The sequence below is a fragment of the Chryseobacterium barbadense genome, assembly GCF_042849955.1.
Classification (GTDB): domain Bacteria; phylum Bacteroidota; class Bacteroidia; order Flavobacteriales; family Weeksellaceae; genus Chryseobacterium.
In genome coordinates this window covers 1-2,231 of the sequence record NZ_BAAFHL010000132.1, presented here as the reverse complement: position 1 = coordinate 2,231, position 2,231 = coordinate 1, and the positions used below count along the sequence as shown (strand labels likewise).

The following is a 2,231-nucleotide window of genomic DNA, read 5'->3' as shown; positions in this document are numbered from 1 at the left end:
GATAGATAATGATTCCAAATTTTAAAGCACATCCATGGCATGGTATTTCTGCAGGAGAAGATGTGCCAAATGTTGTAAATGTATTTGTGGAAATTGTTCCTTCAGATACCATTAAATATGAAGTTGATAAAGAAACTGGATATTTGAAAGTAGACAGACCTCAAAAATTCTCTAATATTATTCCGGCTTTATACGGATTTGTCCCAAGAACCTACTGTCATGATGAAGTAAAGAAGCTGGCCGTTGAAAGTGGAGCTGATGATGTGACGATGGGAGATCACGACCCGTTGGATATCTGTGTCTTAAGCTCACATAATATCCATGCTGGAGGCATGCTAATGGAAGCTATTCCGATCGGGGGATTCAAAATGATTGATGGTGGAGAAGCAGATGATAAAATTGTTGCAGTGATGGTAGGGGACCATGCTTTTGGGCACTTCAGAGATATTGCCGAACTGCCTGAAGCTGAAGTAAGAAGATTGATGCACTATTTCCTGACTTACAAAAATTTACCGGATGAGCCTGCAAAATGTAGAATTCACGAAGTATACGGGGCAGAGCACGCTAAGAAAGTAATCAAAGCTTCACAAAAAGATTATGCAAATAAGTTTGGAGGATAATTTTTTCCACTTTAAAAATATTAAGGATAAATGAACCCATTTATCCTTTTTTTATGGAATAAAGTCTGACTTTAAAAACATAAATTTTGTATAGTTTAATATTTTTAATAATATCATGGGAATTATTTATTATATTTAATTCTCTATTACTGAAAAAATATTAAACTATGGATCTATTTGTGTTAGTGCCAATTTTTGGTGTAGTTGCTTTATTGTATACTTTTTTACAGAGTAATTGGGTCAGTAAGCAAAACGCCGGAAATGAAAAAATGAAAATTATCAGCGGACATATCGCTGACGGTGCAATGGCCTTTTTGAAAGCCGAGTACAAGATTTTAACGTATTTCGTAGTAGTTGTAGCCATTTTACTGGCTGTGATGGGAATGAGCAACTCCAATTCGCACTGGAGTATTGGGATTGCCTTTGTAGTAGGTGCGGTTTTCTCTGCTTTGGCAGGGTTTATCGGAATGAAAATCGCAACAAAAGCGAATGTAAGAACAGCAGAAGCTGCTAAAACTTCTCTTTCCAAGGCCCTTAAAGTTTCATTTACAGGAGGTTCCGTAATGGGAATGGGCGTTGCCGGACTAGCTGTTTTAGGCTTAGGTGCCCTTTATCTAATCATTAAGCAGATCTTTGCCCCGGATTCTTCTCCGGACTCCCATGAAATGGAGCGGGCGATAGAAATTCTTACCGGATTTTCCTTGGGTGCAGAATCTATTGCATTGTTTGCGAGAGTGGGGGGTGGTATTTATACAAAAGCTGCCGATGTGGGTGCTGACCTGGTAGGAAAGGTAGAAGCTGGAATTCCGGAGGATGATCCCCGAAATCCGGCCACAATTGCAGATAACGTGGGAGATAATGTGGGTGATGTTGCCGGAATGGGAGCGGATTTATTCGGTTCTTATGTAGCAACTGTTTTAGCAACGATGGTTTTAGGGAGAGAAACAATTTCCGAAGACTCTTTTGGAGGTTTCGCTCCAATCTTACTACCCATGCTGATCGCAGGTACAGGTATTATTTTCTCTATTATAGGAACTTTATTTGTAAGGATCAATGATAATGAGGGAGCGTCCACTTCCAACGTTCAGAATGCCTTGAATCTCGGAAACTGGGGAAGTATTGTTATTACTGCTATAGCATCTTATTTTTTGGTCACCTATATCTTACCGGAAACCATGATTTTAAGAGGTCATGAATTTACTAAAATGGGAGTTTTCGGAGCTATTATGGTAGGATTGGTAGTAGGAACTTTAATGAGTGTCATTACAGAATTCTATACTGCTATGGGGAAAAGACCGGTTTCAAGTATTGTAAGACAATCTTCCACAGGTCATGCCACCAATATTATCGGTGGACTTTCCGTAGGAATGGAATCTACTTTGCTTCCCATTATTGTTTTAGCCGGGGGTATTTATGGCTCTTATTTATGTGCAGGACTTTATGGTGTAGCTATTGCAGCTGCGGGAATGATGGCAACCACCGCTATGCAATTAGCTATTGATGCTTTCGGACCCATTGCAGACAATGCTGGAGGAATTGCCGAAATGAGTGAACTTCCGAAAGAGGTGCGTGAAAAAACAGATATTCTGGACGCAGTAGGAAATACAACTG

General features: G+C 39.7%; 2 protein-coding genes. Both read left to right on the top strand.

Going from position 1 to position 2,231, the window contains the following annotated elements; genetic code table 11:
• Positions 1 to 8: 8 nt before the first annotated feature.
• Positions 9 to 620 (top strand): inorganic pyrophosphatase, encoded by a 612-nt coding sequence (locus ACGHIN_RS17125; protein ID WP_390456401.1) that lies wholly within the window; start codon positions 9 to 11, stop codon positions 618 to 620.
• Between the two features lie 167 nt (positions 621 to 787).
• Positions 788 to 2,231: sodium-translocating pyrophosphatase (locus ACGHIN_RS17120; RefSeq protein WP_390456398.1), on the top strand; the 1,444-nt coding region annotated here is incomplete at its 3' end.